This is a genomic window from Treponema sp. R6D11, assembly GCF_054786075.1.
Genome location: NZ_BDHD01000971.1, coordinates 1 through 428, shown reverse-complemented (window position 1 = coordinate 428; position 428 = coordinate 1). Strand labels below are relative to the sequence as shown.

Sequence of the window (428 nt, the reverse complement as noted above, 5' to 3'; positions counted from 1 at the left end):
TTTCCGCCCACCACCACTCCCTCTCCGATGATTGTGTCCCCGCCCAAAATGCTCGCGCCGGAGTATATCGTAACATTATCGCAAATGGTCGGATGGCGCTTAACTCCCTTTATGCTCTGCCCTCCCTTTGTGGAAAGGGCTCCAAGCGTTACCCCTTGGTACAGCTTTACGTTGTTCCCGATAATAGCGGTCTCCCCTATTACGATACCCGTGCCGTGGTCGATAAAAAAATATTTGCCTATCGTGGCGCCCGGGTGGACGTCTATGCCGGTCGTGCTGTGAGCGTATTCGCTCATAATCCTTGGGATAAGCGGCACAGAAAGAAGATAAAGCTCGTGCGCTATCCTGTAAATCATCGTGGCGTAAATGCCGGGATACGATATTACGATTTCCGCCTTGCTGTACGCCGCTGGATCCCCGCTGTACGC

At 53.0% G+C, this 428-nt stretch carries 1 protein-coding gene; it reads right to left on the bottom strand.

Going from position 1 to position 428, the window contains the following annotated elements:
- Positions 1–428: serine O-acetyltransferase (locus tag ACYVTD_RS17055; protein ID WP_461248835.1), on the bottom strand; the 428-nt coding region annotated here is incomplete at both ends.